General features: G+C 45.4%; 38 protein-coding genes. 2 read left to right on the top strand and 36 right to left on the bottom strand.

Translation table 11 applies throughout. The features are described from left to right. Positions 1 to 7: 7 nt before the first annotated feature. The 36 genes from HMPREF9412_RS24505 to HMPREF9412_RS24670 all read right to left on the bottom strand — a co-directional run bounded on the left by HMPREF9412_RS24505 (position 8) and on the right by HMPREF9412_RS24670 (position 23,448). Complete coding sequence (locus tag HMPREF9412_RS24505) at positions 8 to 1,450, bottom strand: phage tail sheath family protein (protein WP_009594535.1); 1,443 nt, start codon at positions 1,448 to 1,450, stop codon at positions 8 to 10. A 3-nt stretch (positions 1,451 to 1,453) separates the two neighbouring features. Further along, the gene (locus HMPREF9412_RS24510) at positions 1,454 to 1,798 is read right to left on the bottom strand and encodes a hypothetical protein (RefSeq protein ID WP_009594487.1); all 345 of its coding nucleotides are present in this window, start codon (positions 1,796 to 1,798) and stop codon (positions 1,454 to 1,456) included. After that, positions 1,791 to 2,264 carry a hypothetical protein gene (locus HMPREF9412_RS24515; RefSeq protein ID WP_009594519.1) on the bottom strand — a complete coding sequence of 158 codons (474 nt, stop codon included), beginning with the start codon at positions 2,262 to 2,264 and terminating at the stop codon, positions 1,791 to 1,793. Before HMPREF9412_RS24515 ends, HMPREF9412_RS24510 begins: the two co-directional genes overlap by 8 nt. Then, positions 2,264 to 2,815: a phage tail protein gene (locus HMPREF9412_RS24520; protein WP_009594500.1), complete on the bottom strand. Its 552-nt coding sequence runs from the start codon at positions 2,813 to 2,815 to the stop codon at positions 2,264 to 2,266. The genes HMPREF9412_RS24515 and HMPREF9412_RS24520 overlap by 1 nt, the downstream gene beginning before the upstream one ends. Next, on the bottom strand, positions 2,812 to 3,117 hold the full coding sequence (locus HMPREF9412_RS24525; RefSeq protein ID WP_254664111.1) for a hypothetical protein: 306 nt from the start codon (positions 3,115 to 3,117) through the stop codon (positions 2,812 to 2,814). Before HMPREF9412_RS24525 ends, HMPREF9412_RS24520 begins: the two co-directional genes overlap by 4 nt. Positions 3,118 to 3,134: 17 nt before the next feature. Beyond that, positions 3,135 to 3,527 carry a hypothetical protein gene (locus HMPREF9412_RS24530; protein ID WP_009594538.1) on the bottom strand — a complete coding sequence of 131 codons (393 nt, stop codon included), beginning with the start codon at positions 3,525 to 3,527 and terminating at the stop codon, positions 3,135 to 3,137. Positions 3,528 to 3,544: 17 nt separating this feature from the next. Beyond that, positions 3,545 to 5,569 carry a prohead protease/major capsid protein fusion protein gene (locus tag HMPREF9412_RS24535; protein WP_009594528.1) on the bottom strand — a complete coding sequence of 675 codons (2,025 nt, stop codon included), beginning with the start codon at positions 5,567 to 5,569 and terminating at the stop codon, positions 3,545 to 3,547. Next, positions 5,520 to 7,025: a phage portal protein gene (locus HMPREF9412_RS24540; protein ID WP_036673470.1), complete on the bottom strand. Its 1,506-nt coding sequence runs from the start codon at positions 7,023 to 7,025 to the stop codon at positions 5,520 to 5,522. Before HMPREF9412_RS24540 ends, HMPREF9412_RS24535 begins: the two co-directional genes overlap by 50 nt. Further along, the gene (locus HMPREF9412_RS24545; protein ID WP_036673472.1) at positions 7,025 to 7,255 is read right to left on the bottom strand and encodes a hypothetical protein; all 231 of its coding nucleotides are present in this window, start codon (positions 7,253 to 7,255) and stop codon (positions 7,025 to 7,027) included. Before HMPREF9412_RS24545 ends, HMPREF9412_RS24540 begins: the two co-directional genes overlap by 1 nt. Then, complete coding sequence (locus HMPREF9412_RS24550) at positions 7,246 to 9,069, bottom strand: phage terminase large subunit family protein (protein WP_036673473.1); 1,824 nt, start codon at positions 9,067 to 9,069, stop codon at positions 7,246 to 7,248. Before HMPREF9412_RS24550 ends, HMPREF9412_RS24545 begins: the two co-directional genes overlap by 10 nt. Further along, complete coding sequence (locus HMPREF9412_RS33475) at positions 9,053 to 9,580, bottom strand: hypothetical protein (RefSeq protein ID WP_009594468.1); 528 nt, start codon at positions 9,578 to 9,580, stop codon at positions 9,053 to 9,055. The genes HMPREF9412_RS24550 and HMPREF9412_RS33475 overlap by 17 nt, the downstream gene beginning before the upstream one ends. A gap of 316 nt (positions 9,581 to 9,896) precedes the next feature. After that, positions 9,897 to 10,442 (bottom strand): site-specific integrase, encoded by a 546-nt coding sequence (locus HMPREF9412_RS24560; RefSeq protein WP_009594507.1) that lies wholly within the window; start codon positions 10,440 to 10,442, stop codon positions 9,897 to 9,899. Positions 10,443 to 10,732: 290 nt separating this feature from the next. Next, positions 10,733 to 11,002: a hypothetical protein gene (locus tag HMPREF9412_RS24565; RefSeq protein ID WP_009594548.1), complete on the bottom strand. Its 270-nt coding sequence runs from the start codon at positions 11,000 to 11,002 to the stop codon at positions 10,733 to 10,735. Positions 11,003 to 11,056: 54 nt separating this feature from the next. After that, positions 11,057 to 11,554: a hypothetical protein gene (locus HMPREF9412_RS24570; RefSeq protein WP_009594554.1), complete on the bottom strand. Its 498-nt coding sequence runs from the start codon at positions 11,552 to 11,554 to the stop codon at positions 11,057 to 11,059. Between the two features lie 434 nt (positions 11,555 to 11,988). Then, positions 11,989 to 12,255, bottom strand: coding sequence for a hypothetical protein (locus tag HMPREF9412_RS24580; protein WP_050802855.1), 267 nt, complete (start codon positions 12,253 to 12,255; stop codon positions 11,989 to 11,991). A 122-nt stretch (positions 12,256 to 12,377) separates the two neighbouring features. Then, positions 12,378 to 12,881, bottom strand: coding sequence for a sigma factor-like helix-turn-helix DNA-binding protein (locus HMPREF9412_RS24585; protein ID WP_009594541.1), 504 nt, complete (start codon positions 12,879 to 12,881; stop codon positions 12,378 to 12,380). Positions 12,882 to 12,900: 19 nt separating this feature from the next. Then, positions 12,901 to 13,023: a hypothetical protein gene (locus HMPREF9412_RS33615; protein ID WP_009594513.1), complete on the bottom strand. Its 123-nt coding sequence runs from the start codon at positions 13,021 to 13,023 to the stop codon at positions 12,901 to 12,903. Between the two features lie 9 nt (positions 13,024 to 13,032). After that, positions 13,033 to 14,382 (bottom strand): replicative DNA helicase, encoded by a 1,350-nt coding sequence (dnaB, locus tag HMPREF9412_RS24590; RefSeq protein ID WP_302622006.1) that lies wholly within the window; start codon positions 14,380 to 14,382, stop codon positions 13,033 to 13,035. Continuing rightward, a complete protein-coding gene (locus tag HMPREF9412_RS33480; protein WP_009594517.1) occupies positions 14,366 to 14,704 on the bottom strand; it encodes a hypothetical protein in 339 nt (112 codons plus the stop codon). The genes dnaB and HMPREF9412_RS33480 overlap by 17 nt, the downstream gene beginning before the upstream one ends. Beyond that, on the bottom strand, positions 14,694 to 15,443 hold the full coding sequence (locus tag HMPREF9412_RS31830; protein WP_009594525.1) for a DnaD domain protein: 750 nt from the start codon (positions 15,441 to 15,443) through the stop codon (positions 14,694 to 14,696). The genes HMPREF9412_RS33480 and HMPREF9412_RS31830 overlap by 11 nt, the downstream gene beginning before the upstream one ends. Before the next feature lies 1 nt (position 15,444). Then, positions 15,445 to 15,768, bottom strand: a complete 324-nt coding sequence (locus HMPREF9412_RS24605) for a hypothetical protein (protein WP_036643359.1) — start codon at positions 15,766 to 15,768, stop codon at positions 15,445 to 15,447. Further along, the gene (locus HMPREF9412_RS33020; protein WP_009594514.1) at positions 15,761 to 15,931 is read right to left on the bottom strand and encodes a hypothetical protein; all 171 of its coding nucleotides are present in this window, start codon (positions 15,929 to 15,931) and stop codon (positions 15,761 to 15,763) included. Before HMPREF9412_RS33020 ends, HMPREF9412_RS24605 begins: the two co-directional genes overlap by 8 nt. Beyond that, positions 15,919 to 16,632: a hypothetical protein gene (locus tag HMPREF9412_RS31835; protein ID WP_009594551.1), complete on the bottom strand. Its 714-nt coding sequence runs from the start codon at positions 16,630 to 16,632 to the stop codon at positions 15,919 to 15,921. Before HMPREF9412_RS31835 ends, HMPREF9412_RS33020 begins: the two co-directional genes overlap by 13 nt. Continuing rightward, positions 16,629 to 16,778 carry a hypothetical protein gene (locus tag HMPREF9412_RS33025; protein ID WP_009594481.1) on the bottom strand — a complete coding sequence of 50 codons (150 nt, stop codon included), beginning with the start codon at positions 16,776 to 16,778 and terminating at the stop codon, positions 16,629 to 16,631. Before HMPREF9412_RS33025 ends, HMPREF9412_RS31835 begins: the two co-directional genes overlap by 4 nt. A 13-nt stretch (positions 16,779 to 16,791) precedes the next feature. Beyond that, on the bottom strand, positions 16,792 to 17,073 hold the full coding sequence (locus HMPREF9412_RS24615; protein ID WP_009594480.1) for a hypothetical protein: 282 nt from the start codon (positions 17,071 to 17,073) through the stop codon (positions 16,792 to 16,794). A gap of 341 nt (positions 17,074 to 17,414) precedes the next feature. After that, positions 17,415 to 18,497, bottom strand: a complete 1,083-nt coding sequence (locus HMPREF9412_RS31840) for a DUF3102 domain-containing protein (RefSeq protein ID WP_009594515.1) — start codon at positions 18,495 to 18,497, stop codon at positions 17,415 to 17,417. Next, positions 18,494 to 20,026, bottom strand: a complete 1,533-nt coding sequence (locus tag HMPREF9412_RS24625; RefSeq protein ID WP_009594471.1) for a PcfJ domain-containing protein — start codon at positions 20,024 to 20,026, stop codon at positions 18,494 to 18,496. The genes HMPREF9412_RS31840 and HMPREF9412_RS24625 overlap by 4 nt, the downstream gene beginning before the upstream one ends. A 9-nt stretch (positions 20,027 to 20,035) precedes the next feature. Further along, positions 20,036 to 20,356 (bottom strand): hypothetical protein, encoded by a 321-nt coding sequence (locus HMPREF9412_RS24630; protein WP_009594473.1) that lies wholly within the window; start codon positions 20,354 to 20,356, stop codon positions 20,036 to 20,038. A 60-nt stretch (positions 20,357 to 20,416) separates the two neighbouring features. Further along, positions 20,417 to 21,124: a hypothetical protein gene (locus HMPREF9412_RS24635; protein WP_009594545.1), complete on the bottom strand. Its 708-nt coding sequence runs from the start codon at positions 21,122 to 21,124 to the stop codon at positions 20,417 to 20,419. Positions 21,125 to 21,156: 32 nt separating this feature from the next. After that, on the bottom strand, positions 21,157 to 21,537 hold the full coding sequence (locus HMPREF9412_RS24640; protein ID WP_009594540.1) for a hypothetical protein: 381 nt from the start codon (positions 21,535 to 21,537) through the stop codon (positions 21,157 to 21,159). 5 nt (positions 21,538 to 21,542) lie between these two features. Then, positions 21,543 to 21,731: a hypothetical protein gene (locus HMPREF9412_RS24645; protein WP_009594537.1), complete on the bottom strand. Its 189-nt coding sequence runs from the start codon at positions 21,729 to 21,731 to the stop codon at positions 21,543 to 21,545. 438 nt (positions 21,732 to 22,169) lie between these two features. Next, on the bottom strand, positions 22,170 to 22,427 hold the full coding sequence (locus HMPREF9412_RS24655) for a hypothetical protein (protein WP_009594518.1): 258 nt from the start codon (positions 22,425 to 22,427) through the stop codon (positions 22,170 to 22,172). Continuing rightward, positions 22,424 to 22,696 (bottom strand): hypothetical protein, encoded by a 273-nt coding sequence (locus HMPREF9412_RS24660; RefSeq protein WP_009594479.1) that lies wholly within the window; start codon positions 22,694 to 22,696, stop codon positions 22,424 to 22,426. Before HMPREF9412_RS24660 ends, HMPREF9412_RS24655 begins: the two co-directional genes overlap by 4 nt. Positions 22,697 to 22,708: 12 nt before the next feature. Beyond that, positions 22,709 to 23,005, bottom strand: coding sequence for a DUF6075 family protein (locus tag HMPREF9412_RS24665; protein WP_009594476.1), 297 nt, complete (start codon positions 23,003 to 23,005; stop codon positions 22,709 to 22,711). 14 nt (positions 23,006 to 23,019) lie between these two features. Continuing rightward, complete coding sequence (locus HMPREF9412_RS33030) at positions 23,020 to 23,178, bottom strand: hypothetical protein (RefSeq protein ID WP_009594465.1); 159 nt, start codon at positions 23,176 to 23,178, stop codon at positions 23,020 to 23,022. An 18-nt stretch (positions 23,179 to 23,196) separates the two neighbouring features. Beyond that, a complete protein-coding gene (locus HMPREF9412_RS24670) occupies positions 23,197 to 23,448 on the bottom strand; it encodes a helix-turn-helix domain-containing protein (protein ID WP_036673494.1) in 252 nt (83 codons plus the stop codon). A 150-nt stretch (positions 23,449 to 23,598) separates the two neighbouring features. On the opposite strand from HMPREF9412_RS24670, the gene HMPREF9412_RS31845 reads away from it, so the two are divergent. Continuing rightward, positions 23,599 to 24,255 carry a LexA family protein gene (locus HMPREF9412_RS31845; protein ID WP_009594532.1) on the top strand — a complete coding sequence of 219 codons (657 nt, stop codon included), beginning with the start codon at positions 23,599 to 23,601 and terminating at the stop codon, positions 24,253 to 24,255. A gap of 115 nt (positions 24,256 to 24,370) precedes the next feature. Then, on the top strand, positions 24,371 to 25,828 hold the full coding sequence (locus HMPREF9412_RS24680) for a recombinase family protein (RefSeq protein ID WP_009594534.1): 1,458 nt from the start codon (positions 24,371 to 24,373) through the stop codon (positions 25,826 to 25,828). Positions 25,829 to 25,946: the final 118 nt, after the last annotated feature.

Below are 25,946 nucleotides of genomic sequence, written 5' to 3' on the forward strand. Positions count from 1 at the left end.
ACCCCTCCTAAATTGCAGACAAGTATTCTGCATCATATTCCACCATGAATTCCAACTCTTGACCTGGAGACGGTGGTGTAAAGTAATTCCGGAATTTCAGTTTGCCGTTCATCGTGGATTCCTTCGGATTGTCTTGTTTGTTAAACTCAATCCGTCCACCCAGGATAAAGCCAGACGACTGCAACCCATTTAGGCGAATGTTCAGCGAATCAACGACCGCCTCCACCAAACGTTTATTTGCTGGATCATCAACATACATCCACTGAGTCAAAATGATGGTGTTATTCCACCAGTCAAACATACGCCTTACCGGGATAAAGGAGCTCTGAGGATCGTTTGCTTCCGGGTATGCCCCGGTACGATTGCCCCACGAACGAAAACCACCAATAAAATTCAAAGCGGTTACGATCCCTTCCGCATTGATCAATTCCGCCTCGTCCGGGCCAAGGGCAACTACTTTACCATCATCGAGTACAATGCCGTCGATCTGAAGCGCCTTATTGGACGGCGACCGATACGGAACACCGTCATTCTCGGCATCAGTTTGACAAATGACACCCGCCAAATGCGTCGATAGCCAATAGGTGCGGCCAGACTTGGTTACTTTAGGCCATGTATTGAACTGAGCTTTGTCCGTGTAGAGATTGTCCTCTTTCCATTTATCAACTTGAGCTGCCGTTAGATTTCCCGGAAGGTCCGTAATTGCTTGGGCGTTGAAATTCCCGTTGATCTTGCGTGACTTTGCAGCCATGACCGCGCCAACCACCGGGTCATGAGAAAAGCCAGGAGCTAAAATCAGACCTGGAACAACTCTTAAGCGAGGAAACACTTGTTTTAATACCTCAAGGCCTGTAACCGCTCCGGTAACGCCGTCCGTTCCGCCGACGATGACTCCTGAATCCACATCTTCAGGTCTCAGCTTGTCATATCCGACATTGACAGAGTTTTCCGCAATCATTGCCCCGCCTGGCTTCGCAGTCAGGATAAGATCTCCGGCTGAATTGAATGAAAGTGTATAATCGGTATCCCGCACATAATCCGTTGGCGTCTGACCCGTGGACGATACTTTAACCGTATTTGTCAAAATCCCCGGAACGTTAATTGTGCCAGTGCCCCTCGTCAATGAAACCGGGGAAGGATTTACACTCTCTTTGTGCACCTCTGGATCAAGTACGTTTACGAAAACGACTGGAGACTGTTTATACAGCTGAAAATGAGAAAAGGCAAATTCGCAAAGCGTATAATTCTCCCAATCCTCCGAGTAACCTAGAGTCTCTTTGTATTGCTCCCAGCTCTCTGCCAGAAAAGGCACATTCACTGGAGGCGATGCCAGCTTTGACAAGTGAATGGGTGCCGTTCCGAACACGACCGGAATAGTCGCTAGTGGCGAAACCGGCGCGAGAATAGATGCCGGTACCTCCGTTACATAAACACCATGACGTTCTGCCATTCGTTAAACACTTCCTTTCTGTGTCTGTGCGGACAATACCGCCTGATAGGCCGCATGTAACGGCGTGCCTACCGTTTCGGTTTGTAACCGCACTTTGGGAAACTCCGGAACGGGAACAAATAAACCTTTGAGCTCAGGAATTCGCTCCATCAGCTTTTGAATGGGGCGGGGAAATCCTGCTCGGAAAGTTGTATATCTCGCCAGCTTCGGAATGGTAGGGCCAACATAGATAACGGCGGTCTCATATTCCCAAGCGTTTGGCGATTTGTCCGATTCCGGGTTTTCTTTCTTCTTCCGTGGCGTTTTATCGACTTTCGGATTTAATATTTCTTCTTGGATTTCATTCATCGTCATCCACCTCCTGTTGAACCGCTGGCAGGGTCCAATTGGTTTCTGCTCCGCCGAAATAATACGGATGCAGGTCTTCATCATCATAAATTTGCCAGTTGTACGGATACTGAATTGCGAACTTCCCGGCAATGATTCGTTTAGCCAACAAATGCGTTTCAATTCGCTGTAAAATATTCAATACCGACTTGTTGCCCTGATAATCCGGATTATCATCATAGATCCCCGTCACGATTACCATTCGGCAGGATGCCGCTACTTCCTCACTCGGGATGCCTCCATCCACGATTCGCACCACCACATAGGGAAAATGCGCCGAATCCTCTTCATCCGTCTTTTCTGGCAGCGATTGAGGATAAACATTTAACGGGACCAGTTCCCCGGCCGCGTTCTCGGTTTCATAACCAGCAAAAAGAACCTTGATCTCTTCGACCAAGGCTTTTTGCAGTAGATAGGGAGTAGCCATCAGTTACCCTCCATGACTCTTTTAATCTCATGATCCAATCGTTTTTCGAAGGTCTCCACGGCCTGTTGATTAATGAATTGACGTACTTCCGGATTGTCTACCATTTGAGGCACCGGAGGGCCGAACAGGCGCTGTATAGGAAGCCTTTTCTTGCTTGTACGCTGGAACACCTTAACGCCGCTGATATTGGCGACAAAGCCCCGTAGAATCGTTCTCAGACTGCCCTGTTTTTTGACGGCCGCTTTAAAGGACCGTGGTTTTTTCGCTGACGGTTCCCGAGCGTTGGTTTTAAATTTCTCAAGCCCGATGCTCCCGCCAGTCGAAACCACCGAAGCCCCTAGATTGTTTCGCGATGCCCGGTTGATCTTGAAGGATTTGTTTACGTCCTGGGCCTTGATGCGGTAGATTTCGCGTGCCTTCTTCGAGGCATTGGATTTCACATTGGTTGCCGTCCGGTTTAGCGCTCTGGATAGGACGACTGGCGCTTGCTTAGGATACTGGCTTAATCGCTTCTCAACCTCTTTCAGCTTATCGGCATCAATCGTAATCATGATCCGACTCGCTTCAGCGTAATGGTGTACATGACCTCATCCTCTTGGACATCCGCGACCCTGAAATTTCGGTCATCTATCCGAATGGAGGAATCCGTCACTGGCCGTTTTTCGAAGTCCGTTTTCAAGGCATAAAAGAGAAGCGAAGCGTGATAAACCCCGTCCGTGGGATTTGAAGCGCTGGATTTTCGGTGCTGCAATTGGTCTTCATCGATGACAATGATCATTTCCCGGCCATTCACGATATGACGCGTACCGAACTCTTCCGGATTCAAGAAGACGTTTTGTGCATCCCGCTCCAATTGCTCCTGAAAGAAACTCATTGGGCATTCGGGTCGGCGTTGGCGACCTGTTCAAAATACCAAGTTTCATATTGCTCAAGACGGTCCTCTGCCTTACTGGCCGGTTCGATCTCCAATGCCTTGAGATGATCTTTTTGATCAGGAGCAGACAATTCCTTGAAGGCTTCAGGAGAAAGAATCGTATTTCCAACAATCGGGAGGTTGCCCAGGTCGTTTGACCCTCCGCCACCATCAAGATTGAAATCGTCTTGCGTCTGTTCCGTGAATTCCGTCTCCGTGTCATTCGCGACATCATCCAGCTTGTTATTCTTTCGCAAAGCCTCGATCATATCGAGGGGGAGCTGGCCTTTCACGCTCTCCCCCGCATCATACAGCCGACCGGCAAAATTTAAAGGTTCTTTCAATTTCATTGTGTATTTCCTCCTTCCTATGGAGCCGTTGGGGTTTCCCCAGGATTTTTGAAGAGTCCGCGACTGTCCAAGATCGTAACACCGTAATCAAAGTAAATCCGGAAATCCATGCCCAAACGATCAAACGGAATATCCGTTTCGAGCGTCGGTTCTTCCTGGCCGCGCAGGTAAGTGACTTCAACGGTGTCTGCAATATTCGGATCAGCGGCCAAATACCAAGCAAACTCGGAGTATTGATCAAGTTCCGCATCCACGATGATATCCATGGAGTTACGGAACACATTCGTAACTCCGCTGTGTTTGCCTTCCGGATCAGCTTCGCTTCGAATGTATTGTGCTGCTGCCGTTTCCTGTTCAGCCGGGACAATCAGATACTTTGGTGCGATGTTCAAAGTTGCCTCGCCACGAATACCTTTTTGCGTGCGCATCTTCTTACGGCCTTCACTCATGGTTGTTGTATTGATAACACCAGCAGTTCCAAGGTTGTTATGTGGAGCGCTGAACAACGTTTCGCCATCGAAAATTACCGGGTTAGACGCAAGCATCTTGTATACGAGTTTGTTGATGCCTCGTTTGGCCGCAATAACATAAGCAGCAGGTACCCGGCTTAAAACGCTCAAGTCGTCATTAATAAAAGCTTCACGCGTAAAGCCCCAACGTTCGGCGTAGGTCAGTACCGCTTTCGTTACTTTCTCATCCTTCATAGCCGAATCATATGGAATGACTCCGTTTTGTGGAGTACGCTGCAATTCACCAGCTTCCGAAATTCGATAGTGTTCAGCTGCTTTAAAGTCGGAGTTCGAACCCTTACCTGTCCAATATTGGAAGGTCGTTGGTGCCTCCTGATATGCCTGAGAAAGTGATTTATTCGCTGCATTGGAGAGAATCGATTGGAATGCTGTATCCGGAGTCAATGCCCGCTTCAACAATTCCTCGTCACCCATCCGATGTGCTCCTTGGATACCTGCACGCTGCAAGCACTCCACCGCCAAATCCCGCATTCGCATGGACCGAAGCTCGGGCGCTCCTGCTGCTGGCTTTACAACCGAACGACCAGCACGCATCAACAGAGCATCGGAAGCAGCAGAGCGGAACTTGTCTTGATCTTCTGCCCCGAATTCAATGCCAGATGGATGCGGTGCGCGGCTTTCACGCTGCTTGGTCAGGATCGCGTCTTTGACCTTTTCCAACGTGCTGCCATCCTGGATAAATGGATTCGCATCCAAACCAAAATCACGGCAAAGTTGCGAGATCTCCGAAACCCTGGAGCGTTCTGCTTCCATAGCCTGGCGTTGCAATGCTTCTGGATCGACTACTGGCGGTTTATTTGCTGGAGCTCCAGCGCGTTCACCGCCTTCAGGTGCCGAACTTCCTCCACCTGCTCCCGCTCCATTATCTGGTGCATGCATCAATCCTTGTGCGGCCAAAGCCAACATTTTTAATCCCTTCATTCCTTCATCCTCGCTTTCATCATTATGACTTCTTCCTACGCCGACCGATGGATCAGCTGGCGTTGGTTCGACACTGATTTCAAAGGGTTGCCACTTCAAAGCCACATAGGCCGGACCTGTAAAACGTCCATTGGCCGATGATTTACCCGCTTTGACCTCTTCCCAACTGCTAACGGAATACCCAACGGAAACGCCTTTAATAATCCCTTTGAGTACCTTCTGGAATACCCGGTCGCTATCTTCATCATCATCGAATTTGACAAGCGCCCGAGCCTTCCGCTGCGAGCTATCTAACCACACCTTCTCAATGCTTCCGATTGGCATCCGTCCATATTTCGCATCCCGACCATGAGAAAACAGCAGTACGCCGACTTCCTCAAGTCGAGTAAGGTCAATCGCTTCCGGATCATGGCTTAATATCTCAGATCCGAAATAACGCTCATATGGTGCTTCGCTCGAAAACGAGAGTTCCACGGTGCGATCCGATTCATTAACCGTGTCCCGTGCAAAGGTTAAGGTGCGCGTTAACGTTGACGGTTCTTTAGTTCTCGTCCTCGTCAAGATCGTCGGCATCTTCTGATTGTCCCTCACCGTCATCCTCCTTCAACAAATCATTTTCATATTTCCGTTCCGCTGCACGCTGTTTTAAAACGTCACGCCAATCCTCTCCACGTTCCGCACAAATTCGTGCAAGCGTGTCCTGGTTGGTTTCCAGCGCTGTCTTGTTGGCGTTAGCCTCTTTCCCTGGATCGATCCAGTTATAACCTGGTGGTATCCAGACATGAGCGAGATAATCTTTTTTGTTGTTGCTGTAATGGGGCAGTTCGAGTTGCCCCGTCAGGTGCATCGCGTCCAAAAATTCAAGATAGATCGGAGTAAGCACCTTTTTAATCAGCATGTTTTGCAATTTCTTGTATAGCTTCCGGTCCTCGATCAGTCCTTGCCGGGCTGAAGAGTAATTGACTTGGGATAAGTCACGCGACACCGCTTCATAACTAAGACCAATTCCGGCTGAAGACAACCGAACCAACGTCGTAATAAACTCTTTCGAGTTGGAGGCTTGTCCCGCTGGTATGACAGCTTGAACTTCATCTCCAGGATTTAATTCGCCGATCATGCCCGGCGTTATGGACATCCCGCTATAATCCTTACGATCCGCATTCGTAAATTGCGAAACCCCGCGCCCCGGACCGCCACCCGATGGCGTTTCTCGTTTGATAAAAACGGAAAGACATGCCAACACCCGCTCCTTAATGGATACGGCCTCGATAAACTGATTTGCATCCTTAATTCGTGGTAAGGCCGTCGCGAGCTGCGACACCTCCCGGATTTGCTTTGGCGAATTTTTTTTGAATAAAAAAATGACGTCCTTCGCCAATACCCGGACCGTTTCTCCAGGCAGCAGCGTTTGGCCGTCTAATTTCTTGAAATGATATGCAACAGGTTTGTTAAACTTGTCTAGCTCGATCCCTTCCACGATTCGATTACCATTCTCTAATGGAACGATCGTATTCAGATCATTTAAATCATCCACTGAACGGAGTTGGATTTTGAAAGGAAATTTATCATCATCTGTGTACACCTTGACGACAATAATTCCGCCATCCACGATATACCGTCGTAATAGAGTTTCTTCGATCTCATCCAAGGATTGCGTTCCCGTGATATCCACATTCTCGGCTTTGCAAAATTCTTCCCAAAGGTCCTCGATGGCATGGTTTATTTGACCATCTTCATTTCCCGGTTTGGTATGCGGAATCTTCGCCTGAAGCATCATTCCACTTCCGACAACATTTCGTTCAAATGCTAACAAGATTGCACCGGCGATATCACTATTTCGTTCAAGGTCTTGCGCTCGATGTCGAACAAGAGTACGTTCTCCCCGAGATAGATTATCATATCCTTCAGTGCCAGGATTCCAGTTACGATTTAAACGCCCTGTACTCCCACTATCAAATGCAGATACCGCCGACCGCCAAGCCATTCGTTTATATGCCCATTGCGGACTGACCGTAGCAATGGACCGTTCTAGCCAATTCAGATTCATCACCTCCCTTCAAAGTAAACTGCTCGGAACATCCCGCCGTTTTCGATATCGGCGATTTCTCTTTCGAGGCGTGTCCGTTCCTCGTATAACAAGCCAAGGTCCGCACGGCGGAATGATTTGCTCCCGATTCGGTATTCTTGGGCCCCTCGCAATACCGCGCTAATGGCTGCGCGTACCTCGGCCAGGTCAATATTCAATTGTTCCAATCTTTCCAGTGGCGTCATAGCCATGAACCTCCACCCCCTACCCAATTGTTATTCGCAGGCTTTGCCGGGACATTTTCACTTCCTGCCGCTTTCTTCTCAGGCGTCTGTTCATACCGCATATACCGGATACCCAAACAATCCGCCGCGAATGCGGCATATACTTCACAGTCGAGGTAGTGATTATCCGCATGAGCTGTTTTCTTGCGCCATACTTCAATTTCCCGCTTTCCATGCTTTTCAGTTACCTTTTCTTCAGCCGTGATTTGCTCCGCGTAATCCTCATCGCAATCGATATAAACATACCAGCCACCGGGACCTTCCTCTTCTCGATTTAACCGACCTGCAATAAAGTCTTTATAGTAACCGCCGTCTACGAGATAAAGAGACAGGCCAAAAACGCCACGTTCCGCCCGGTCAATCTTTGTCAGGGTATACTTTGTTCGCAAAGGCGTGTTTGAACCTTTGATTGCAACAGCCCATTCCGGATTCTGAGCGCAAAAATCATAGGTATCATCGGCGTTGTATCCGGAGTCCACGGCACAAAGATTCACGAAGTATTCGGTCCCGTCCCTGGTGAAATAGGAGATGTTCATTGCATCTTCAATCTCCGCCCACGTTTCAACGACACCATGGCGAATATTGGAGCTCTCCATTTTCTCGCCCCATGCACGGATCGTGTAATAAAACCGGTCCTTCTGCACGTCAACCCCGCCAGTTAACAGAATTGTTCGATCCGGAACAACGCCCTCTTCATAGCCGCTAACCTTACTGAGCACCTTGCTGCTACTCAGTTTGACTTGCGTGTTTTCCCAAGGTTCCGCCAGCCAAGAATTGATAAAGTTCATAAACTCTTCAGGTGTATTTTTTGACGAAACAAATTCATACGCCACATCACCAAAACGAACCCACGGACTATAGATCGCATTCAAATGAAATCCAGTTTTAATCCCTGGAACTGTGGAACCGTCTTCTGCTCGCCACTCGCCGCCGCGAAGCATGGAAGGTTTATGAGCATCCCGAATGATTTGCTCACAATGTACACATTGATAATGGGCTGTTTCCTTGATTTTCTCGCGGTCTAAACTCTTGTTATAAATAATCTGTTTGTACTTAAAGGTCTGGAAATGACCACAATGCGGACAAGGAACGTAATAATGCATACGAACATCCGCCGTCAGCCAAGCTTGCCAAATCGGCCCGCCTTTCAGCGTCGGCGTCGAAGTCTGCATGATTTTTTTGTTGAAAGGGAAAGTCTTGGTCCGTTCCCGCGCCAATGCCCTCGGATCGGCCTCTTTACCGGAGTTTTTCGGGTACTTGTCCACTTCATCCATGAACAAGTATCGAATGGCCCGGCTGGAAAGTGAGGCCGGGCTGTTTGCGCCTGCGATAACGGCATACATCCCGTTGAACTGGAGCTCCAGCAGTTTGCTGTCCTCTTCTTTAAAGCGCTCATTCAGTGCTGGGCTTAGTCTGATCATCGGCTGAAGCCGGTTCTTGGAAGTGAACTCGGCCAAATCGAGCATCGGATAAACGATAAGCGCCGGGCTTGGATCTTGAGCAATGGTATACCCGAACATATTGTTGAGGCTTTCGGTGCCGCCGACCTGGGTCGGTTTCACAAAAATGATTTCCTCAATCCGTGGATCAGTAAATGCATCCATGATGCCGCGAAGGTATGGTGTGCGCTCCGTTCTCCAAGGACCCGGCTCGGCGGATCTCTCATCGAGAATTCGATTGCGATCAGCCCATTCCGAGACCGTCAATTTTTCCGGAGGCCGCAACACGTCAAATCCAGCATGCAACCATTCCGGCCATTGCTCATCAGTCCTTTTTGGCATCGTACACACCTCGGACAGACAGCTGGAGCAATGCGGCGTTCGTGGTATCAGCAATATTCTGCTCGATTAAGCGAACCTGTTCCGGTTCCAGATACGGCGAAATCTCCATTGCAATCTTGCGGCTGAATCCTCCCATGGATCTTCTTAGGGAAATAAAAAAACGCTGGAGCTCACTCACAACGTCTTCGCGTCTAATGTATTCACCTTTGGAGATAGCATTTTTCAAAGTCGCCGCTTCGGCCTGCTGCTCTTTCAGCTGTGCTTCATATTTCAGCTTTTGTTGGGATAGTGTCATACCTTCTTCGTCGTCCGGATTCTTCTTGACGCCCCGGTTATCCGTCACCCATTTGATGGTGTCTTTTAACGAGTACCATCCTCGGGCCTTTTTGGGCATTCCGTTTCGCTCCCATTGTGCAATTGTATTGCGGTGAACATTGAACACTTCGCAAAGCTCGGAAGTCGCGATACATAAGGCTCCGTCGATCATTTTCGCTCTCACTTTTCCACCCATATAACCCCCTCCTTTTTGCACAATGCATAGTGTGCAATTTTTATAAAATTCGGTGGAATGCCGGGCTCACTCGTACCCGCATAGGCACCCACCCCCTGGGAAGGACCCGCGACCCAAAAATCCGCGAGGCCGCGCCACGATTGGGCTCTCAGGCTTCATCACCTTCTATATATGAACTGAATGGCCTCTTCTGCTCTCTAAGTTATTCATATCTTAATAAAGAGCATAACTCATTCAGGTTGATTTCTTCTTACTCTCCCAAGGCTTTCAGCTTCTTTCATGATTTGAGTTCCACACTCATTCAATGAAGGGATCTCTATAAACCAAAGTCATTCATGGCCGCATCCATCATGTCCTGATCCATGCCAATGTATCTCATCGTAATGCTCCTGTCTGAGTGGTTAAGCAAGTTCTGAACCAAGGTGATATCCTTTTTCTTTTGGTACATGTGGTAGCCGAACGTCTTCCTAAGGGTATGGGTGCCGATATCAACGAGGCCAAACTCTTTGGCTGCTGCCTTCATAATCTTATAGGCCATGTCCCTTTTAATCGGTTTATTCTTACCGCCTTGCCTGGAGGGAAAGAGAACATCCTCCGGATTCATATTGGCGATGTACCTTTTTATCTCTCGCTTCAGTACCGGTGGAATCTTCATTATCTTTCGCTTCCCGGTCTTCATCTCTGTCATGACGAGATATTCGCCCATCACATCTTTGACTTTAAACTTCAGCATATCTTGGATACGCAAACCGGTATTAATGCCGAATACGAACAACATGTAATTCCGATGGGATTGTTGCATCAGGAAATCTTTGATCGCTTCAATCGTTTCTTGATCGCGGATCGGTTGGACGAAATTCATATCACCACCTCACAAATTCCCAAACGTTTGGGAAAATAGTTTCTTATGAACACTGGCCTAAGCAGGCCTCACGTTAATATAATCAAGATCATCAACACGATTGACATATTATAAAATGCCTGTCGGTACCTTTTACTCCAATAGTGCTTTAAGGCCGCATATCCATATCCTGTTGCGAATAAAATCAAGCCCACTCTTGTCAATAAGAACAGCCCATCAATCCATTTCATAGGTTGCTCCTTTCACTTAATCCTGAATTGGTTTTACAACAATGATTCCGTTCCCATTCGCTACTCCAGTCCGGCAAATACCTTTTGTAATTCAGCGCCCATCGCTTCCCCCATGGCTTTCCCGGCTTCTTCGACGTTGCTTCTGATTACAGATAGGTTTACCCTTACTTCATCCTCAAGGATGTCACAAGCGTCTAATGATACATTCACTTGGTAATCAGCCTCTTTGGTCTTGCACTTGGAAGCAACCATAGTGGATCCGCCTTGCTTGGCATTAATTAATTCCTTACGAGACACATACAACGAAATATTGACTCCGGTGGTATTCATATTAATTCCTCCCGTAAAAGTATAGAATGATATCAATTTAGATAACCAACTTATTCAGATGCTTTTTAAAACAACCAGTTTCCTTGCAAATGGTAAGACTGCTGCTCTTATTTTTCTTAACTCACTTTCAGGGACAATATCGAGAATGATGGCTTCAGCATTTTTTAAAAATAATGGAGTGCTTAAACGATCATACAAATCTCGATAATCCTTGTATGGGATTCCTGCCCTGCGATAGTTATCTTTATTTCCGCAAACACCAGCTACGATGATAGATGGATTTTCTTTTACGATCTTTTGAATGGCACTAGTTGCCCCTTCACACCGGTTGTAATAAACAACCTGGTACGAATATTCGTCACCCAATGCGGCCATAAGTCTCTGTTCGATGGACGGCGGAGGAGAAAGAAAGCTGGCGATTCTGGCTCTAGACAGTTTTTCCGCGTATTCTTTTGCAAGGGGAATTACCATCTCCGGCGCATCTACAGATAACGTCTTTCCCTTCGCCATTCCTCCGGCTCCAATACCACTCTTGTTCATTGGCTCATTCATAGTCCAACCCTCCTTTTTTGATTAACAGCGGCTCCGTGCTCTGGCCGTAATTGTCCGTAAATAATTCTGGCTCCGATACACCTTCACTGATGGGACCTGTTGAAAGAAATCTCTAAAAAGTTTTTTGCGGTGACGGGCGGGAATAACTTTCATGAGTGCTTTAAAGATGGGGTTTCGTCTTACAAGATCCATGACTTCCGAAAAAAACTCTTTTATCTTTTGTGCAAGCTTTCGGATGATTGTTCGAACTCTCTCAAGGAATAGCTCTGATTGATTGCTCATCTCGCACCATTTCCCTTCCTTCATTTTCTTTGCGTTGGCAAATGACTCGACCGCAGAACTGTTTTGTTCCCGTCCACTCTCCCCAGATGCAGCCTTTGCATAGATCTGGTTGCCTTCGTCTAAATGCAACTAATTTTACTGTTTTCATTTGCTCACCTTTTCGCTTCATCAATCAATTCAGAAGCGTTATCCTGTATGTATTGACTAACCTTTATATATCCTTCTGTATTAGCTTCCTCAGTGAATCCACGGAATCCAACTCTTGCAGGGTATACCCTCGTTATCTGTCCATTGTTATCGACATCAGCCACAATTGACCATCCGAGAGTGTGAAGTATCATATTAATCCACCACAGCAACCCTGATTTCCTGAATTCTTCCCAGGTCTTCTCATTAACCACAATGATCACCTCTTTCAATTAAAAAAGACCGCCCTCCTTTAAGAGAGCGGCAAAAGGTTATGAAGAAAACCGAAAACTATAAGCGATTAATCATTTATAGCTTTCATCTATAGGTGGCTTTCGTAAGACAAAAAAAGAGCCTATCCGATAAGGAATAGGCTTGATTGAAGATCCTCTGAAATTTTTCGTTGTGCTCGTTCAATGTATTCTTCAACTGTCCCTTTCGATATCCTCAAAAAGTCGGCGATTTCTTGAAATGAAAAACATTCACCGTGCGCCATCGTATAGCAATCACGTTCACGTTCAGATAGTCTCGATAAAGCATCTTCAATTTGAAACCTCTCCCAATCACTGAGATTGCTCGGTCCACCTGCCTTAGTGTTCCTTACATATGCCTGCATTCTTAACGGATCAACCAGCTTTTCACGTTGGTATGCTGCCCGGCGTTCGATTCCTCTTTTATTTCCTGGCCGTCGTCCAGTTTCGAGCCATTCAATGGCATATTCACAATCGCTAATCATTCCTGATATTACTTTCTTATCGTCAGAGTCTGCCCGTTTATGAGCTAGTCGATAAGCACGTTCTGCGATCTTCAACGACATTTTGTAATTCTGTACATTTGCAACACCTAGATCAATTGCCAATTCGATCCCTCCTTGACCTCTATTCATCTTCGTCGGCAGGTATCATAGTTCCGCAATCTTCACATTCGTAAATCCCTTGATTCCAGTGTTTAATGCATCCTCCACAAGCCGGACAGATACCTTGTTCTAATAGTTCGTTCATAAGGGCCTCCTATGCGGTTGCATGTTGACGATTATAATTAAGAAACTTGTTGTATTCCTTCTGGAACGCGAGCTCCACCGTACCAACGGGACCGTTCCGTTGTTTCGCGATAATAATCTCAATAATGTTCGGTTTTTCTGTTTCCTGGTTGTAATAGTCATCCCGGTACAGGAAAGATACGATATCTGCATCTTGTTCAATCGATCCTGATTCCCGAAGATCGGATAACATTGGCCGTTTGTCTGCTCGTTGTTCAACTGCTCGGCTTAGCTGGGACAATGCAATGACCGGCACATTTAGTTCTCGGGCGAGCTGCTTCAATTTCCGAGAGATTTCGGACACTTCTTGCTGGCGGTTTTCAGTGCGTCCGTTGCCTGAAATCAGTTGAAGGTAATCAATGACGATCATATCCAGTCCGAATTTCTCTTTGAGCCTCCGACATTTATTGATAATTTCCATTACTGTTAATGAAGAAGAGTCGTCCAAGAATAAATTCGAATTCCCCAAAGTTGCTACGGCCTGGGTAGCCTTTTCCCAATCCTCTGATCTCATATAGCCGGTTCTCATGCGATTGGCGTCTATATGCTGTTCGGAGCTCATCATTCGAAGGGCTAATTGTTCCGCTGACATTTCGAGACTGAAAAATGCAACGTTCTTGCGTGCTATGATCGCAGCGTACTGCGCGATGTTATTGGCGAAGGCTGTTTTCCCAACAGAAGGCCGTGCTGCTATGATAATGAGATCAGAGTTTTGGAAACCGGACGTCATTCGGTCCAAATCCGCATACCCGGACGGTATACCGGTTACTTCATTTCCTGAATTTGCGTACCGATATTCCAGTAAGTCAAAAGCTGACATTGCAACCTCACGTATTGTGCGAAATTCCTTCGGCTTCGCTGCCTTGTCCGATAACACGTTAGCTGCAGCTTGTACCGAAGCAACAGCCTGCTGACCTGTATCGGCTTCCCAAGCAGCAGCGAGTTGCTGTTGCAACTCAATAATTGTTCGGCGCTGTAAGTACCTATCCTTGATGGTATCGGCATAATTGCTAATCTCGGCGGTAGAGGTAGAAGGAACGGCCCGTGAGAGCTTGGACAGATAACTTACGCCTCCGACGTCCTCGATTTGCTTTTTCTCCTGAAGGCGACCGACCACATTCACGAGATCCATTCCCTTGCCTTCACCGTCAAGTTCCAACATGGATTCGTAGATCATACGATGCTCATCTGAGAAGAAGTGTTCCGGAAGGAGAAGGTCCGATATATGCATGAACGCCTGGGGATCAACCATAATCGCGCCTATTGTAGCCTGCTCGGAAACCATACTGTTTGGTAAAAGTGACTTATCCAAGTAATTCACGCACCCTTCTGCGTTGTTCTTCGGTTGGTGGAGTGACACCTTCGCGTAATTGGTTGTAGCTCTTGACGGTTTGTACACCGTTCTGGCGCATCGTTTCGTGGTAACGATCGGCCTCGGTTCGTTTGCTTGCCAATGCCCCAGGATGCGGTGGGTATTTATTGTCTGGGTCGCTCGCATACTCATGGAGGTTTCTGATAGCCGCCTTCAGGGAAACATTCTTCAACGTGGTTTGCCAGTTCTGCATTTTCTTTAGATCCCCGTTGAAGGAAGGATAATAATCCACGATGGTATCAAAAAGCTTACCGATCTCTTCAAGCGTCATGGACGGCAGCTCCTTTCGCTAAATCAGCAAAACTGTGAATCTTGGCTTTTCTGGTCGTTGTAGATGCCGGAGTTCTTTCGTTTCGTTTTCTCTGATCGAATTGACGGTCCAGTGCAACAGCTTGCTCCAATTTGATAGCACCGGAATGAAAATAATCGTCAAGGATACGGATTATCAGATTAAAGTTGTAACCCGTTGACGCCGCGCCAGCCCTTTCAATCGCCCGTATCACAACCGCCTCTTCCATACCGTCTTGGTCAATGTAACTTCCCAGCAGCTTGCTTTGGTGTGGATTACAGTCGAATCCGAAGACTCGGTTGTGTGCCGCATAATACGATTCGTATGAAGATGAAGAAGCAGAAGAAGAATTAAGATCTTTTAATAACGCTGAACCATTTACCGCACGGTTTACCTCATGGTTTACCTCATCTTTTACCGCACGGTTTACCGCATTATTTGAGGTAAAGGGGGTGATTTTATACCTTCCGGCTTTTTGCTTACCTTGTGACTTGTATTCAATTCGGCCCTTTTGCACCAAATAATTACGATGCTTGATCAAGGTGTTTTCTGTGACGCCTACTTTGGCCTGTAATAGGGGATTGGCTACTGTAAACCACTCTGGACAACCACTCTTATTTGCGATGGCCATTAAATGCATCCACAAAGTTTGTGTGGTTGGCTCCAATGGATTTATTTCGAGCCAATCGATGAAGGCGTGTAACTCAGCTGTATAATTCATGTCATTCACCCTGTTTCATGATTTCGTGGGGATAGAGCCTGATCGACTCGTCCCCCGATAGGGCGCTTGTCCGGTCGTATAATGGAATGTATCGATGCTTTTTGTCATCGGTCCCGGTGCCTGCGCTGGCCGAGTAGAGAAACGCTGACGGCTTCTCTCGACCACTTCCAAGGATCGGCATCCCGAAGCGCTCACATCGGGATTTTGAGATTAGAATCGCGAAAGGATACGGTGTATGAGTCCAACGTTTACTTTTCGGGATGTAGTAGGGCAACCCCGAGGCAATGACTTCTTCCTTCGAATACCGGCCTGCATCGTTAGGCATTGGCTTTCCCCTCCTGCTGGATGATGTCATATACTTCATTTGCTTTGACCTTGTATTTTTTGCTATACCATGCGGAAAACTGTAGATCCGAAAGATTGTTATAAATTTTACGAAGCTCTAAGATACTCTTCCGGATCTCATCTTGAGTCGTCATTCTTGGCATGCTGCTTCACCTTCTTTAACAACCAAGTCTGAAATGCCATACATCCAGCCGCTTATATGTTTGAATTGATAACGATCATGTTCATACTGAATATCTGCTAAAACTCCCTTTATTCCGGATGAGAGGATAGAAACTGAATCCCCGACCTTTAGCCAACGACCTTTAAGGGCTTGCTCGATCCGGTCCAGAATCCTCTCAACAGCTCCTTCGAATGGCGTATGGAGATACCCCAACTCATAAGCATTGCCGAGAACACTCCGAGTTTCTTCTAGTACAAATCGAAGTCTTCTGTTTTCTTCGCTCTTTTCTCTCCAGCTACGTTCTGAAGCAGCGAGTTCACCGGCTGTTGAATCAATGAAAGGTTCAATGATTGCTGATACATCGACCTTTTGAAGAAATTCGGCTGAGAAGCTTCCGCTGAACCCTTCCAGAAAAACAGTGTCGTAATCATGTCCCTTGGATCGGAAGGCGTCCGTTCTACATGTCCATATCCGTCCTGAATATTTAGGGAGACTTGCTTCCATGCAGGAATGCATAACGACAGCATCGCCTTTTTTCAGATTTGATCGAACCGAACTTTTACGGTATTCATCCTCTATTTCCTCAACCAACGAAGCAACAATTTCTGCCTCATGGTGCATATACTCAGCTTTCAAACTCTTCAATACCTGTTTCCCTTCATCAATTAGAAGCTTCCTCATCTCACATTTTCCCCTTTCGCCTTCTGGCGCAATTCTTCGGCCAGCTGCAGGAGCTCGCCTGGAGAGCAGTCCGAAGCGCGGATGATATTCCCTTGCTCATCACGCGCTATCCATACTTTTTCAAGCTTCCATTCAGCAGGTTTCATGAGGCTTCTCCCCCTAACATTCGCAATCCACAATGGTTTGGTCAGCCTCTTCAGGCATTTGGCATTTATAGGACGGGCTAAAAACCTCAATGTTCAGACCGTTTTCGCCAAATTCATAAAGACCTAAAACCCATTTCCCTTTATCCGACGTCAAAATTACGATCCTTTCAGCAATCACTTCTATAACCTCGCCTTTAAAATCAATTTGATCACCTTCGCTGTCGATTCCATAAACCCGAACGAATTGATGATGTAGTTCCGAGTTAAAAACCCAGCGTTTCACTGCAATATTCATTCAAGATTCTCCATTCTCAATAGGTTTTTTGAATGTTTCTGAGAATCATTGCTGCTTCTCTGTCATCGAGAATTCGCAACGAATCCGTATGATAAACAGACTGGACACACCGTGGATCGTATTCACATACTCGCCTGCCGTTTCGGTTGATCTTGTACGTAGTTGGTCGAGCGTCATACGCCCAAACCCAAGGGGAATCATTAGATACCTGAGCGATTACTAGTCGTTCCCCTATGCGATCTGGAAACAGTTTGGGCATTGTCTCATGACGAGGATCATTCTTGATGATCTCGCAGACTTGTCCACTCCTGAATTGTTCAAAAAAGAAGAACATTGTAGCATCACAGCTTTGCTTTCATGTCGTCACATAATGCGGCCAATCGCTCCGAGATTGCTTTCTTCTGTTCTTCGTTCTCCAGCAAGGCGACAGCCCCGATGAGTTCTTTAAAATCGCCAACCAATGCATCGAAGTGTAACTTCACTTTAATCGCCGCTGTATTGTTGTTCTTTCGGAGTTGTTCCTGGAGCTCGGCCACCTGCTGGGCAGCTTCCTCTTCGCGCTTGCGGGCTTGCTCAGCCATTTCTTTTTCGCGTTCCTTGACGGCTGCTTCGACCTTCGCGTTCAATTCTTCTTCCTTTGCCTTCATATCTGCCTCAAGTGCGGCTATACGCTGCTGTGATTCGGACAGAGCCTTCTCAGCCTTCCGCAGGTCAACCGCTTTGGCTTTACTCTCTGCTGTACCCTGTGCCGGTGCCTTTGCAGCTGCTTCCTGGGCCTTAATGAGATCATCTTGAAACTTCTTTCGAAGCTCCGTTTCATATTCATAATCCCGTTGCAACTCTTCACGTTGTTGTCTCTCTTCCTCAAGTGCCATTTGCTCGGCTTTGATCCGTTCGCGTTCCTCTTGGAGCAGGCGTTCAAGTTCTTGCTTCTCCTTAATCGCTGCCTGGAGCTCTCGGGCGGACATTTCAGCAGCGTTGTTTTCTTCCACGAAAGCCTCTCGTTCTTCAGTCTTTACGGAAAGCAAGGCCACCGCTTGGGAATAGCTCAAATTCGCAAGCGCTTGGGAATTTAACTCTTTGTATTCCGTCGCCACACGCATAAAGTTGTTGGCCGTAGACTGGCTATAATTAACGTTCTCATTCAACCAATTGGCCCAATCACCATGTTTAACAAGTGCCTTTGCTTCAATCAATTTCTCCCCGATTTCTATCGCGGAACGAATCGCATGTTGACGTGCTTTCTGATCAATGTCGCGGATTTCCGTTGCAATAACATCTGGAGTTCTATTGGCTAAGCTTGTTTCTTCCATATTCACGGTTGCTAATGCTGTTTCAGCAGGAGCAGATTTTGGGTCCTTTTCCTTTGTTTTGGCTGCTGTTTGTGATTTCTTTGTGGTTGTGCTTTTCTTTTCTGTGGTCATACTGCCGCCTCCGTCTCTTTGGCTCTATTTTGAGGTGTTCTTTTTCTTGCCTTAGCTAGCTTTTCAAGCTTGAACCTATCTATAAGTTCCAGCACGTCACCAGTAGGTAAGAAATTATCGTATCCATACGTCTGGACAACTCTGCCGTCTTTAACCTCCATGGTATAGAATGGAGTCTCCGGATCAGCTACCTTACGAATCATTAAGATATTCGTCTTACCGTCTGCATGATCCGACGCATAGTTCCCTACGCAATGACTAAGGGCTTTACCTTCATCAATTATTTCCTTTGCAGATTTAGCAGCTCGAACAATGAATCCGTTATATGAGAATTTCAATTTCTCAAGTATCTCTGATCGCTCTTTTATCTTCCGTTCAGCTTCTATAGATACTTTGATTTCAACTTGTTTGATTGTGTCTTGATGTGCTTTATGCAAATTGGAAGGAAAGACAATATTAGAGCGTTTAAGATCCAATCCAAGATTCTTACAATCTGAAATGTAATCTTTCCACATGGTCAGGACATCAGTGGACCTTCTGAATGACCTTGGATTCTTTTTAATTTGCTTGTCCATGTAAGCCACACACCGTCTGAAATTCTGGAATTTCAACATGGGCTTTAATTCCTCGAAACAGTCCCCAGCTCGCTTAACGAAGCTTTTAATCTCCTTCAGGGAAGGCCGATTGTTGTCTTTTCTGGTTATTTGGTAAAGCCGAAGAGTAAGAGCGTCAATATCATCGTGTTGTCTAATCTCGCGAAGATCCTGCTTGTTCAGCTTTAAAATTTGTTCAACCGATTTTCCCGACCATTTAATAGCTCCATAAGTTTTAGCGCCGTATAACTTGGCGTGTACAAAATACTTATAGCCCATTTTGGTTAGATACTCGATGCACGGATACTTAGAATAGAGACCAAAGAACTTGGTCATATCCTGTTCGTCGTATTCATCCCATGTACTATATTGAAAGGGAGTACCTTCAATCGCCTTCCGTATACTTTCGCGGGAATAGTAACAAGGCGTACCGTTTTTGTAGAGACTGTATTCGGAAGTAATGTTCTTATTTTCATACCAATTTTTTTGGTTGTAATAACCTGTATAGAACATCGAGCTTCTTCCCATTTGGAAAACATAACTGCATGAAGGTCGATATAATGTTTCGACCTTTTTGAAATCACCGCGATAATCTCTTTGTACGTAGAGCCCCATAGCCGTCATAATTGTTGGGTCTAAAATGGATTTTTGATAATAAACCACATATGCCTTATCCACCATGTATTTCCTTCCGACATGGCTCTTTTTCACGGTGCAGGTCGAATTACATTTAGGGCATACAGCTTTACTATTGTGTTTCAATGGAATTTCAGGCTTATGTCTTTGATTGAAATGTGTACAATAGGCGAACTGAATTCTTGCTGAAGTTTGAGTAAACAAATAACGACTCCTGAGCAAAACTTCATTCGTGACGTAATCCATAACGTCTTTACTGATCGGACCAAAATGAGCCTTGTGTTCATTGAATTCGCTCATACAATCCTCCTACAACAAATCGTCAATGGACGATACGTTTAACTCAGGTATCTCAACAGCCTGCTGTTCATTTTGAATTGGTATCCCAAAGTACTTCAGGGCAATATTAAAACCTTCCTCATCTGTCAGTACTCCATCATTTTTCATAGCTTCCGATCTCATCATGCCGATGCTGGCAGATATGGTTTTGCCTTCGGTAAGAATGAAAGCTGCATGTTCAGGATGTTTACGTACATAACTAATCAGGAAAGCCCCCACATGCTGAACGTATTTTTTATCATGCTTTTCTCCGACTTCCTTCTGAAGCTTTTGCAAGGCCTGCTGCAACACGTTGAACCCTCCTTTTAATGGATCGGGAGGGGATTGCCCTCCCGAATGTATAAGTATCAACTAACCGACGATGATAACCTGACCATCTGTAATCAACTGTTCCAACTCTTGATTGAAATACAGCTTGATTCGCTCGATTGCATCGAGCTTCCAAGCGCCGCCATCAGCTTCAAACAAGGCAGCTGAAGGTCCATCTTTCATCCGGAAGACAAAAGCACTTTCCGGCTGCTCGATCTCTACGAAAGTTCGGTACGGTTTCAGCCAAACAGGATTCGGCAGAACAACCGGTTCGACCGTAGCAATGCCAGCCTTGGCTGTCACCTGCTGACTGATGCCGTTATCACCGACGGTTACAACCTTCTCGTCAACCACGTTTCCAACAATCGCTAATACACGATGTTTGAAATCCGTGTCCACGAAGCATGATTGCAGTAAGATGTTAAAGTTCTCGACATCATGAAAACGGCCAAAGTTAATTTCCGGCAATAAGGCGCTAGCCTCAATCAAGGTATTCCGGCTGAGATCACGATTGAATTCCGTAACGACATTAACCTGAGTTGGTGAAATCACATGAACGATGACTGGCAACTTCTTGTCAAAGTCATTTCTCAAGTAATCCACAATGCCTTGCAGGTTGCGAACCTTCAAGGTATCCGTAAGAGCTTCGCTCACTCTTCGCAGTTCACTGTTGGTATAAATCTGATCGCCTATCTTTTCTGTGTTGATCGTCGCCAAGCTCAAAATCTTCTCGATAGCCTCTTTAATCATTGATAATTCCTCCATTATTCATTTTTCAAAGATCAACGGAATCTTCCGTTTACGACTTTTGCAGACGGTGTTTCTCCAACGCCATCCACGATCTCACCAGCGTCATTCATTGCCAGCTGGTCCCGATCTTGTCCGGTACTGAGCTCTTTGATTACTGCTTTGCCTTCTTTGTCGTAATCGAATATGAAGGCTGTTGGTACTCCTTTAGCTGGAGCAAGTGAGGATTTGACTTCAATGTCACTGGAAGCCATCTGCCGAGCTTCATTCGGCTTGATCTTGATGCTAATTGTCACCGTTCGGACTGCATCCGCCTTTGTGTTTGGATCGAGTATGTTTTCGGCGACCTTCTTCAACTCACGATTAATCCGTTCTTGCATGGCTCCACCAGCAAGCTTTGCGATATCCACGTTCATAGTTATCACCTCCTTCCACGGGATGGTGATTTAGGACGCTTGATGATCTCAATAACATCCGACTCAAAAATAGGCTTGGTTTTCCCATCATCCTTTTTTAAGCGCAAGAAGGTACTGGCGAGACCCCAAACATCCGTTACCTCACCTGTTTCTCCGCTGTTCGTCCGAACGATATCGCCCTTTAAAACGATCATTTCCCCTCCCCCCCTTACCTGGGCGAAAAAGATGTGTTACAATAGACCTGAATTATTTTGTAATGCCTGCGATTCCCCGGCTCCTAACCCGGGGGATCGCTTTTTTATGCCTATTTATACACGTGGAGGCCAGTTCCATTTCCCTGGTCCGTAGCCTTGATAGACGTTTTGATTGAAGAACATTCCAGTAGGATTCAACACACACAGATGAACAGTTGAAGCATTGACCACGCCTGTAATGATCGCTGCACGAGGCTCGCTTGTGTATTCTCCGCCCGGTGTGCCATAGCTGTAATAGTGGACAATTCGTCCGATACTAGGTTCCAAGCTATCACTCCTTTCCCTGTTTTTGATGCATCAGCCGCATCTGCCACCGCCGAAAGGAGAAAAGGATAGAAAACCTTGCGACGGTGGCAGACAGGGCCGAAGCTCTGTCCGTTAAATGCAGGCCATATTGGTTTGCATCCGATTTATCTCATTAACTACAACTGCCATTCCTTCCACTGGAAGCTCCCTCAAGAGCATAGAAGCGTTATTCCAAGCTGTGTACGCTTCATCTCGCTTCTGCCATAGTTCAGTAAATTCAGGTGAACCCACTTTGCCGTTTTGAAGCATTTCTTCAAGCTGATCCGTATTGGAGCGAAGCTCGACCGATGCTTTAACGTATGCTTGTCCGAGTTTCGAGGCGTCCGTCATACGATTTCCCCCTTGCTTTTCCGTCGGACAGCATTTAAAATTAACGATAGTTGTTTTAATAAATGTGATTTGAGTGATGTCCACCCTGGCCGGTGGGCATTTTTCGTTTCTTCTTGAGCAAACCAAATCATTTTGTTGAGATATACAACCCCGTCACAATACTTTTCCAGGCTGATCATTCTATCAGGATTCTTAACGATGACCCTCAGATTGTGTTCAGCTGCTTGTCCAGCTGCCTTCGCTTGCTCCACCAATATCTCTCGTTTCAATTTTTATCCCCCCTATGCAAATCGCATCTGAATAGCTTTGAATGCAATTTTTTTGTTGATTGGATCAAGGCGATCCATATCGGATAGATTGACTTTGTGACGTTCGTTATATAGGTGAAGCGCTAGTTTCAACATGAATTTTTCTGAAGGGCTCCACGGTGCGGATATTTTAATGAGTCCAGATGCATTAATAGACAGTTCATCGAAATCGATGTGCGATGTAATGTAACGAATAAGCGTTTTATTTTGAGAAAAAATATACAGTAAGCTTTTCCAATAGCGATCTTGCTTCAGTTCTTGTGGAATCATTTTTTACCTCCTTCTTAAACAACCTTGTAGTTTTGGCCAGTTTGTAAATAAATGATTAGTTCTTTACTTTTGTTTGCAAGCATCGGGAACTGTGTAGGATCGTCCCCGATGACATTTCCGTATCGATCAATAACTTGCTCAGATACAATGTGGAGCTTGCTCTTTTCTTTCACGGTTTGATGTCTCCTTTCTTATGAAGCTTTTCGTTTACGTTTTGCATTTCCTTTTGATGATCCGATAAAAACGGATTCCACGCCACAAAAAACCATGTCTTCAGGAACTGTGTACAACTTGACCAGAGACAAAAAAAGATCCCTTGGTATGGATGTCGAATCACTCTCGTATTTCGCTATAGTCTTAGGTGTTCGATCCACTAAGCGCGCCACTTCATCAAGCGTAAGGCCTCTATTGGTTCTAGCCGCACGAAGTGTAATTTGGTACATTTGATCAACTCCTTTCTGCGCGGTGTGATTTTATGGTAGTACGTTATTAACGGATTGTCAATACGTTTTTAACGTAAAAATTTACTTGAAAAATGTAATCAATTAGTTTATAACGGATATATAGTAAATTTAAATAGGAGGAATTATACCGTGGCAAGAAAGAAGTATACTGAGGTAGAAAGAGATCTAATAAAGGGTATTGCAAAAAATCTTCGGACAATTATTAAAAGAAAAGGATTAACTCAAAAAGAACTCGCTGAAGGTACCGATCTATCCACGAGTGTAATCTCTGACTATCTCAACGAAAAAACTCTTGCTACCCCAGGGAGCATCCAAAAAATAGCAGACTTCCTTAAGGTTAGTAAGTCTGAGATTGACCCCACATTCCAACCTAAGGTTAATATCACTAATAACAATCTAATACCGTTGATCGGGACAATTTGTGCCGGCGACGGTATTCTAGCTGAGCAAAATATTGAGGATTATGTGTTTTATCCCTTCCCAGGTAGAAAACAGCCGGACTATGCTTTGCGTGTTAAAGGTGACAGTATGATCAACGCAGGAATTGAGGACGGGGATATAGTCTACATGAAAAAAGCAAGTTGGGCTGATTATAATGGTCAAATCGTCGCTTCAGTTATTGATGATTCATCCGAGGGAATGTTGAAGCGCATAAAGTGGACTGAGGGATCCGCAACAATGCAGCTGATTCCTGAAAACGACAATTATGAAATTAGAGAGCTGCCTCCTAATGAGTTTTCAATATGTGGAATCTACATGGGTCACTTTAAGCCAGTAGAAGAATAGGAGGATGGGATGGCATCAAAAAAATAAAGAATAGTTTTGCTGTAAACGTAGGAGGGGCAACTGAGCCGATTTCTAGGGAGGATCTCGATGAGAGTATAAAAAAGGAGAGTTTAGAATGGTTGTGCTTGCATATATAAGAGTTAGTACTGATGAACAAGCGGAAAAAGGGAACTCCTTAACAGAGCAGAAAGAAAGAATTGAAGCATACTGCAAAGCAATGGGATGGGAAGAACCAATATTCTTTATTGAAGATGGTTATAGCGCAAAATCAACTAATCGCCCAGAATTGACGATTATGCTAGAGAAAGTTAAGGAATACCAGAACGGAAGAGTCATTACAACTAAATTGGATCGATTATCACGTAAATTGTTTGATATATTAAGCCTGAATAACTATTTTGTAAAGCATAAGTTCCATTACGTTTCGGCAACCGAGGGATTCGATACGTCAACTCCAGCTGGAATGCTTGTATTACAGATGCTTGGGATGGTAGCTGAATTTGAAAGAGAGCGTAACTCCGAACGCGTAAGAGAGAATATGCTTTCGATTGCTAGAAATAATACTAAAAAGATCATTACTCGTCCTTGTTTTGGCTATGATATTGTTGATGGGAAAATGGCTATGAATCTTGATGAAGCTTTGTGCATCAGACGTGCTGCCATGAAACTTTTAACCGGAACCCCAAGTCGAAGTGTTATCGGTGAATGGAATGCTCAAGGTATTACCACGAAAGAAGGCAATGAATGGCAGGATAAAACGTTTAGGGAGTTGTTTCAAAGAGAGACGCTAGTAGGGGATTTTGTCTATAACAAGACAACTCGGCAGGGAGACAAGGTGATTAAAAACGATCCTTCTCTATGGATTCGGGAAAAAAATACCCATGAGGCAATCCTTGACAGAGACACTTTTACAAAACTTCAGGAACTATTCCAAGGTCGAAAAAGTGTTGGGAAACATATGAGCAATGAAACCTACTTACTATCAGGACTCGTTTACTGTAGTCATTGTGGCTCTAAGATGAATGGAAAAATGAACCGCAGCTTTTCGAAGAGACTTAACCGAGAAAATATTCACTACCAGTATCTATGCGATGGTTATTTAAAAAAGGGGAAATGTTTTCATCATTATGTTCAACGGGACGCTATTGAAGAGTTAGTCATTTCACGGATCAAGGAAGTAGCTCAGGCAGCTCCTGGAACTCTCAAATTGGTCATCTCCAAACCGCAAGTCAAACAAGTTGATAAAGAGAGCATTGAAAATAAATTAGCCAAGTTGGATAAAAAGATGCAGAAACAGATAGACGCATACAATGACGATTTAATTACTGCAGAGGATTTAAAGGCCGCTACATTAAGAGTAACGAAGGAAAGGGATGCATTGAAAAAGATTCTTGAAAGTTCAGAGGAAGAACAAGCCTCTAGACAACAAGAGGAATTAAAAAGAAAAGCAAGGAGTGCCACAAAAGCGATTTTATCTGGAGATCGGATAACCGTTAAACAATCTATACGGCAACTTATCGAGAGAATCGAAATAAAGGACGGTAGCCAGGTATCAATAGTTTGGCTCGCTTAATTTCAACATCTCTCACAGTTATTTAGGCAAACCGACGATTCCAGCTTTTAAAGCCATTTATGTGACAACTCCTTATCAGGTTTACTCTTATTTATAAGTATACAAGGCTTGGGTTCCA

Origin of the sequence: Paenibacillus sp. HGF5 (assembly GCF_000204455.1) — a bacterium.
GTDB lineage: Bacteria > Bacillota > Bacilli > Paenibacillales > Paenibacillaceae > Paenibacillus_AQ > Paenibacillus_AQ lautus_A.

Bases quoted from the DNA above. Each gene is read 5' to 3' on its own strand.
- HMPREF9412_RS24505 (WP_009594535.1), bottom strand. From the start codon at position 1,450: ATGGCAGAACGTCATGGTGTTTATGTAACGGAGGTACCGGCATCTATT.
- HMPREF9412_RS24510 (WP_009594487.1), bottom strand. From the start codon at position 1,798: ATGAATGAAATCCAAGAAGAAATATTAAATCCGAAAGTCGATAAAACG.
- HMPREF9412_RS24515 (WP_009594519.1), bottom strand. From the start codon at position 2,264: ATGGCTACTCCCTATCTACTGCAAAAAGCCTTGGTCGAAGAGATCAAG.
- HMPREF9412_RS24520 (WP_009594500.1), bottom strand. From the start codon at position 2,815: ATGATTACGATTGATGCCGATAAGCTGAAAGAGGTTGAGAAGCGATTA.
- HMPREF9412_RS24530 (WP_009594538.1), bottom strand. From the start codon at position 3,527: ATGAAATTGAAAGAACCTTTAAATTTTGCCGGTCGGCTGTATGATGCG.
- HMPREF9412_RS24540 (WP_036673470.1), bottom strand. From the start codon at position 7,025: ATGAATCTGAATTGGCTAGAACGGTCCATTGCTACGGTCAGTCCGCAA.
- HMPREF9412_RS24545 (WP_036673472.1), bottom strand. From the start codon at position 7,255: ATGGCTATGACGCCACTGGAAAGATTGGAACAATTGAATATTGACCTG.
- HMPREF9412_RS24550 (WP_036673473.1), bottom strand. From the start codon at position 9,069: ATGCCAAAAAGGACTGATGAGCAATGGCCGGAATGGTTGCATGCTGGA.
- HMPREF9412_RS33475 (WP_009594468.1), bottom strand. From the start codon at position 9,580: ATGGGTGGAAAAGTGAGAGCGAAAATGATCGACGGAGCCTTATGTATC.
- HMPREF9412_RS24560 (WP_009594507.1), bottom strand. From the start codon at position 10,442: ATGAATTTCGTCCAACCGATCCGCGATCAAGAAACGATTGAAGCGATC.
- HMPREF9412_RS24565 (WP_009594548.1), bottom strand. From the start codon at position 11,002: ATGAATACCACCGGAGTCAATATTTCGTTGTATGTGTCTCGTAAGGAA.
- HMPREF9412_RS24570 (WP_009594554.1), bottom strand. From the start codon at position 11,554: ATGAATGAGCCAATGAACAAGAGTGGTATTGGAGCCGGAGGAATGGCG.
- HMPREF9412_RS33615 (WP_009594513.1), bottom strand. From the start codon at position 13,023: ATGAACGAACTATTAGAACAAGGTATCTGTCCGGCTTGTGGAGGATGC.
- HMPREF9412_RS33480 (WP_009594517.1), bottom strand. From the start codon at position 14,704: ATGACGCTTGAAGAGATCGGTAAGCTTTTTGATACCATCGTGGATTAT.
- HMPREF9412_RS31830 (WP_009594525.1), bottom strand. From the start codon at position 15,443: ATGAATTATACAGCTGAGTTACACGCCTTCATCGATTGGCTCGAAATA.
- HMPREF9412_RS24605 (WP_036643359.1), bottom strand. From the start codon at position 15,768: ATGCCTAACGATGCAGGCCGGTATTCGAAGGAAGAAGTCATTGCCTCG.
- HMPREF9412_RS33020 (WP_009594514.1), bottom strand. From the start codon at position 15,931: ATGCCAAGAATGACGACTCAAGATGAGATCCGGAAGAGTATCTTAGAG.
- HMPREF9412_RS31835 (WP_009594551.1), bottom strand. From the start codon at position 16,632: ATGAGGAAGCTTCTAATTGATGAAGGGAAACAGGTATTGAAGAGTTTG.
- HMPREF9412_RS33025 (WP_009594481.1), bottom strand. From the start codon at position 16,778: ATGAAACCTGCTGAATGGAAGCTTGAAAAAGTATGGATAGCGCGTGAT.
- HMPREF9412_RS24615 (WP_009594480.1), bottom strand. From the start codon at position 17,073: ATGAATATTGCAGTGAAACGCTGGGTTTTTAACTCGGAACTACATCAT.
- HMPREF9412_RS31840 (WP_009594515.1), bottom strand. From the start codon at position 18,497: ATGACCACAGAAAAGAAAAGCACAACCACAAAGAAATCACAAACAGCA.
- HMPREF9412_RS24625 (WP_009594471.1), bottom strand. From the start codon at position 20,026: ATGAGCGAATTCAATGAACACAAGGCTCATTTTGGTCCGATCAGTAAA.
- HMPREF9412_RS24635 (WP_009594545.1), bottom strand. From the start codon at position 21,124: ATGATTAAAGAGGCTATCGAGAAGATTTTGAGCTTGGCGACGATCAAC.
- HMPREF9412_RS24640 (WP_009594540.1), bottom strand. From the start codon at position 21,537: ATGAACGTGGATATCGCAAAGCTTGCTGGTGGAGCCATGCAAGAACGG.
- HMPREF9412_RS24645 (WP_009594537.1), bottom strand. From the start codon at position 21,731: ATGATCGTTTTAAAGGGCGATATCGTTCGGACGAACAGCGGAGAAACA.
- HMPREF9412_RS24655 (WP_009594518.1), bottom strand. From the start codon at position 22,427: ATGACGGACGCCTCGAAACTCGGACAAGCATACGTTAAAGCATCGGTC.
- HMPREF9412_RS24665 (WP_009594476.1), bottom strand. From the start codon at position 23,005: ATGATTCCACAAGAACTGAAGCAAGATCGCTATTGGAAAAGCTTACTG.
- HMPREF9412_RS24670 (WP_036673494.1), bottom strand. From the start codon at position 23,448: ATGTACCAAATTACACTTCGTGCGGCTAGAACCAATAGAGGCCTTACG.
- HMPREF9412_RS24680 (WP_009594534.1), top strand. From the start codon at position 24,371: ATGGTTGTGCTTGCATATATAAGAGTTAGTACTGATGAACAAGCGGAA.